The sequence below is a fragment of the Mesorhizobium sp. M7A.F.Ca.CA.002.09.1.1 genome (assembly GCF_003998555.1).
In the GTDB taxonomy this organism is placed as follows: Bacteria; Pseudomonadota; Alphaproteobacteria; order Rhizobiales; family Rhizobiaceae; genus Mesorhizobium; species Mesorhizobium ciceri.
Window position 1 is genome coordinate 1 of the sequence record NZ_RZRR01000278.1, and the last position, 6,046, is coordinate 6,046.

Here is a 6,046-nt window from a genome sequence, read left to right on the forward strand (position 1 = left end):
ATTCCCTTATATCGTGCCGGTCGATCCGTCACTGCCACGCGGCCCGCTGCCCGCGCGTGAAGCCATACTGGCCGGACCGGCTCCAGCCGAACTGGAAGGCGCCGACGAGATGGCGCGCCGCCAGCAGGCGGCATCGTTCACCGCTGCGACCGGCCAGCAGGAGCGGGTCGAGCAGGAGATCACCGAGATCGGCGGCGCGGTGCGCACCGCACTTTCGGTCGAACCGCGTGATGGGCGGCTTTGCGTGTTCATGCCGCCGGTCGAGGCGCTGGAAGACTATCTCGAACTGGTCGCGGCGGCCGAGAACGCGGCGAAGGCGATAGGCCTTCCCGTGCACATCGAAGGCTATGGCCCGCCGCACGATCCGCGCCTCAACGTCATCCGCGTCGCGCCTGACCCAGGCGTCATCGAGGTCAACATCCATCCTGCATCCAACTGGCAGGATTGCGTGGCGACGACGACGGCGATCTACGAGGAGGCGCGGCAGACACGGCTTGGCGCAGACAAGTTCATGATCGATGGCCGCCACACCGGCACCGGCGGCGGCAACCATGTCGTGGTCGGCGGTGCGACACCCAATGACAGCCCGTTCCTGCGAAGGCCGGACCTGCTGAAGAGCCTGGTGCTGCAATGGCAGCGCCATCCGTCGCTGTCCTACCTGTTCTCCGGCCTGTTCATCGGGCCGACCAGCCAGGCGCCACGCTTCGACGAAGCGCGTCACGACTCGCTCTACGAGCTTGAGATCGCTATGGCGCAGGTGCCGCATCCAGACCAGGGCAACGCACCCTTGCCATGGCTGGTCGACCGGCTGTTCCGCAATTTGTTGACCGACGTCACCGGGAATACGCATCGTTCGGAAATCTGCATCGACAAGCTGTTCTCGCCCGACGGACCGACCGGCCGGCTGGGGCTGGTCGAATTCCGCGGCTTCGAGATGCCGCCCAATGCGCGCATGAGCCTCGCGCAGCAACTTTTGGTCCGCGCCATCATTGCCCGTGCCTGGAAGAGCCCGCTCGACGGCCGTTTCGTGCGTTGGGGCACATCGCTGCATGACCGCTTCATGCTGCCGCATCATGTCTGGGCCGATTTCCTCGACGTGCTCGACGACCTCAAGCTCAACGGTTTTGAGTTCCGTCCCGAATGGTTCGACGCCCAGCTCGAATTCCGCTTCCCGTTCTGCGGCGAGGTTCAGCATGCCGGCATCAAGCTGGAACTGCGCCAGGCGCTGGAGCCGTGGCATGTGATGGGCGAGCAAGGCGCGATCGGCGGCACCGTGCGCTTCGTCGATTCCTCGGTCGAACGGCTGCAGGTCAAGACCGAAGGGCTGAACCCGGAGCGCCACGCAGTCGTCTGCAACGGCCGCATCGTGCCGATGAAGGTCACTGAGAATCGCGAAGTGGCGGTGGCAGGCGTGCGCTTCAAGGCCTGGCAGCCGGCATCGGGCCTGCATCCGGCGCTGCCCGTCAACACGCCGCTGGTCTTCGACATCTATGACCGATGGTCGGGCCGTGCGGTCGGCGGCTGCGTCTACCACGTCGCCCATCCCGGCGGGCGCAATTACGACACCTTTCCGGTCAATGGCAACGAGGCGGAAGCTCGGCGGCTCGCCCGCTTCGAACCGCGTGGCCATACGCCATCCGCCTATGTGATCCGTGAAGAACAACCGGCGGAAGATTTCCCGATGACCCTTGACCTTCGGCGGCCGGCAAGACTCTGATCAGCAATGGCAAAGGGGAATCACAAGAGGGGACGCGGCAAGCCGCAGACCCACAGCCTGCTGGAGCACTACCAGCCCATAGACGGCGTCGTCGACGAGATGGTCGATGCATCGGGCAATCCTCGCCCGGCCTGGAAGCATTTTGTCGAGGCGCTCGAGGAACTCGGTGCTGAAAAGCTCGGCCAGCGCTTTGCCCGCGCCGACCAGTATCTGCGCGATGCCGGCGTTTATTACCGCGTCTATGACAAGGCCGGCGCCAATGAACGCGAATGGCCGCTGGCGCATGTCCCGGTTCTCATCGAAGAGAGCGAGTGGGCGGCGATCAGCGCCGGCCTCGTGCAGCGCGCCGAACTGTTCGAGGAAACCATCGCCGATATATACGGGCCGAACCGGCTGGTCGAAAAAGGCATCCTGCCGGCGGGATTGATCGCCGCCAGCCCCGAATATTTGCGGCCTGTCCTCGGCACCAAGCCGGCCGGCGGCCACTTCCTGCATTTCTGCGCCTTCGAGCTCGGCCGTGGACCTGACGGCCAGTGGTGGGTGCTTGGCGATCGCACGCAGGCGCCGTCCGGCGCCGGCTTCGCACTGGAAAACCGCGTCGCCACCACACGCGCGCTGTCCGACATCTATGGCGAGATGCATGTGCACCGCCTTGCCGGCTTTTTCCGCCGTTTTCGCGACGCGCTGATCGGCATGGCCAAGGAGACCGACGGCCGCGTCGCCATCCTCACGCCGGGGCCGCTCAACGAAACCTATTACGAACACGCCTACATCGCCCGCTATCTTGGCATCATGCTGCTCGAAGGCGAGGATTTGACCGTTTCAGGCGGCCGGCTCATGGTACGCACGGTTTCCGGCCTGATGCCGATCAGCGTGTTGTGGCGGCGGCTCGATGCCGCCTTCGCCGATCCGCTCGAACTGCGCCCGGATTCGCAGATCGGCACGCCGGGCCTGGTCGAGGCGATCCGCCAGGGCGCGGTTGCTACCGTCAATGCGCTTGGCTCCGGCCTGATGGAGACGCGTGCGCTGCTCGCCTTCCTGCCCAAGATTTCACGGGCCTTGCGGGGCGAGGAATTGCTGCTGCCAAGCGTCGCGACATGGTGGTGCGGGCAAGCAACCGAACGCGCGCATGTGCTGGCCAACATCGATCGCATGGTGATCGGCCCGGCGCTATCGACGAGACTTGCCTTCGAGGATGACGATTCAACGAAGCTCGGTTCGGCGCTGTCGGCCGGAGAGCGGGCGGAGCTGGTGGCGCGCATCGAACGCGATGGCGGCGATTTTGTCGGCCAGGAAGCGGTGACGCTTTCGACGACGCCCGTCTATGTCGGCGGGTGGCTGGAGCCGCGGCCAGCGAGCCTGCGCGTCTACCTGGCGCGAACGCCGGAGGGCTGGACGGTGATGCCGGGCGGTTTTGCCCGCATCGGCCTGTCGCTCGACCCGACGGCGATCGCCATGCAGCGTGGCGGCCAGGCGGCGGATGTCTGGGTTGTCAGCGACAAACCGGTGGAGCGCGAGACGCTGCTGCCGCAGGAAGGCGACAGTTTCAGCCGCACCAGGCCCGGCAGCCTGCCCAGTCGCGCGGCGGAGAACCTGACCTGGCTCGGCCGCTACATCGAGCGCTCGGAAGACACGGTGCGCATCCTGCGCGCCTACCATGTGCGGCTCGCCGAAACGTCCGACCCGGACATGCCGCTGCTCGCCGACATCAGGGATTATCTCGAACCTTTCGGCATCGACGTCGAGACGGCGATCCCGTCAGGGCTGATCGGCACGCTGGATAGCGCGGTCTACAGCGCCGGGCAGATTCGCGACCGCTTCTCGCCCGACGGCTGGCTGGCGCTGAAGGACCTGTCGAAAACCATCCATCAGTTCGCAACGACGGTCGCGCCCGGCGACGACGCGACCCGGGCGATGACAGTCATCCTGCGTAAGCTCGCCGGCTTTTCCGGCCTGCTGCACGAGAACATGTACCGCTTCGCCGGTTGGCGCTTCCTCGAGATCGGCCGCCGGCTGGAGCGCGGCATCCAGATCTCCCGCACGCTGTCGCGGCTGACCAGCGCCAAGGCGCCGGACGGCGCGCTCGACATGATGCTGGAGATCGGCGACAGCGTGATGACCCATCGCCGCCAATATCCGGTGCAGGCCGGCCGGCGCACGGTGATCGACCTGCTGGCGCTCGATCCGCTTAACCCGCGCTCCATCCTGTTCCAGCTCGAAAGGCTGAAGGCCGAAATCGGCCTGTTGCCGTCGCTCGGCGGGGAGGGGCAAATGTCGCCGGCGGCGAAGGAAATCCTGCAGCTCAACACCCAGATCGCCATCAAGGAGCCTTCGGATATGACGGCAAAGGCGCTGGACGAGCTCGCCCACGAAATCGGCGGCCTCTACAACAGCCTCGCCAAAGCCTATTTCGGATAAATCATGCTCTACGATATCAGGCTTCATCTCCACTATGATTACGCTTCCGCTGCCGGCGGCGGTCGTCATCAGGTGCGCGTGCTGCCGTCGACGATATCAGGCGTGCAGCGCGTCATCGCCGCATCACTGTCCTTTGCGCCGGCGCCCAACGAGCGTTCCGACTTTTCCGATTTCTTCGGCAACAACGTCACCTCGATCGCCTTTCGCGACGCGCATGATGCGCTCGACATCAGGATGAGCGCCCGCGTGTCGGTGTCTCGGCCCGAGCCCGGGCTCGACGTGTCGCCCGATATCGCCCGGCTCAGGCAGGAGCTCGCCGCGGTGCGGTCTCTGGCACCTGATGCACCGCACCATTTCCTGACGGCCAGCACCCATGCCGGCATCGACGATGCGATCACTGCCTACGCACGCAGCAGCATCGCCGGTTCCGCCGCCAGCACGGCCATGAACCTGTGCCATCGCATTCATCGTGATTTCACCTATGACGGCGAGGCGACGACGGTGCGGACCCGGGCCAGCGATGCCTTCAGGCTGAAGCGCGGTGTCTGCCAGGACTTTTCGCATATCATGATCGCCGGCCTGCGCGGGCTCGGCATTCCCGCTGGCTATGTCAGCGGCTTCCTGCGCACCATCCCGCCGAAGGGCAAGCCCCGGCTGGAAGGCGCCGATGCCATGCATGCCTGGGTCAAGGTCTGGTGCGGGCGCGACGCAGGCTGGCAGGAATTCGATCCGACCAACGGCATGCGGGCCAGCAACGACCATATCACCGTCGGCTACGGCCGCGACTAGTCGGACGTGGCGCCGATCGTCGGCGTGCTCAAGACCACGGGGGGACAGGTCGGCGAGCAGGCTGTCGACGTCATTCCGGTTGTGCTCGAGAAAGCCTGAAGGCAGGCTCGACACCGTTTTCGGACGGCGCGTGGAACCAGCGGTCGGCCAGTGGCTTATCTACGGAATTCGCGTGGAGCCGACATGTTGCAGAAATCCGGAATGTCGCCCGGCCGACCGGCTGGCGAGGACGCTGTATCGCCAGATGGCGTGTTCAAAAACGGGGCACAAAGCTCGGCCGATCATGCGTCGCTTAGTTATGTCAGCGATGCCGAGCCTGGTATCCGGCGGCTGAAGACAGGCAAGGGGTTTTCCTACAAGGGACCGGACGGACGGACGGTTTCGGACGCCACCAAAGCCCGCATCGAGGCGATCGTCATTCCGCCGGCCTGGACGGATGTGTGGATTTCGCCCGACGCGGACGGCCATATCCAGGCAACCGGCAGGGACCAGCGGGGACGCAAGCAATATCGTTATCATCCGCAATGGGCCGAAGAGCGCGATGGTGCCAAATATTCGAGCCTTGTCGCTTTCGCCGAGAGCCTGCCGGACCTGCGGCACAGGGTCGATAGCGATCTGCGCCGTCGTGGCTTGCCGTTCGAGCGTGTCGTCGCCGCGGTCGTCTGGCTGCTCGACAACACGATGATCCGCGTCGGCAATGCCGCCTACGCCCGCGACAACAAGAGTTTCGGGCTGACCACGTTGCGCGACCGGCATGTCGATATTGTCGGTTCAAGCCTGCGCTTTGCCTTCAAGGGCAAGTCGGGCAAGGAGTGGAAGCTGAAGCTGGCCGACCGCCGTATCGCCAGGATTGTGCGTGGCGCGCAGGACCTGCCAGGCCAGAAGCTGTTCCAGTATCTCGATGAGGACGGCGACAGGCGGCCGGTCCGCTCCGAGGACGTCAACCGCTATATCCGTGAGGCGGTCGGTGACGCCTTCAGTTCGAAGCATTTCCGCACCTGGGGCGGCACCATTCACGCCGCGTCGCTGTTTGCGCAAACGGAACTGCCGCAAAGCCAGGCGCAGCGAAACAGGGCGATGAACAGCGTCATCGACAAGGTTGCCGAACGGCTGGGCAATACG

At 65.2% G+C, this 6,046-nt stretch carries 3 protein-coding genes and 1 pseudogene; all 4 read left to right on the plus strand.

Annotated features, from left to right (window positions below):
• The coding region (locus tag EN994_RS14300) for a transglutaminase family protein (protein ID WP_164745917.1) at positions 1-1,717 on the plus strand (1,717 nt) is incomplete at its 5' end.
• Between the two features lie 6 nt (positions 1,718-1,723).
• A complete protein-coding gene (locus tag EN994_RS14305; protein ID WP_063168908.1) occupies positions 1,724-4,135 on the plus strand; it encodes a circularly permuted type 2 ATP-grasp protein in 2,412 nt (803 codons plus the stop codon).
• Between the two features lie 3 nt (positions 4,136-4,138).
• Positions 4,139-5,023, plus strand: a pseudogene (locus tag EN994_RS14310) (transglutaminase family protein).
• Between the two features lie 84 nt (positions 5,024-5,107).
• The coding region (locus EN994_RS14315) for a DNA topoisomerase IB (RefSeq protein WP_164745918.1) at positions 5,108-6,046 on the plus strand (939 nt) is incomplete at its 3' end.

Coding starts and splice junctions, on each gene's coding strand:
- EN994_RS14305 (WP_063168908.1), top strand. CDS start 1,724: ATGGCAAAGGGGAATCACAAGAGGGGACGCGGCAAGCCGCAGACCCAC.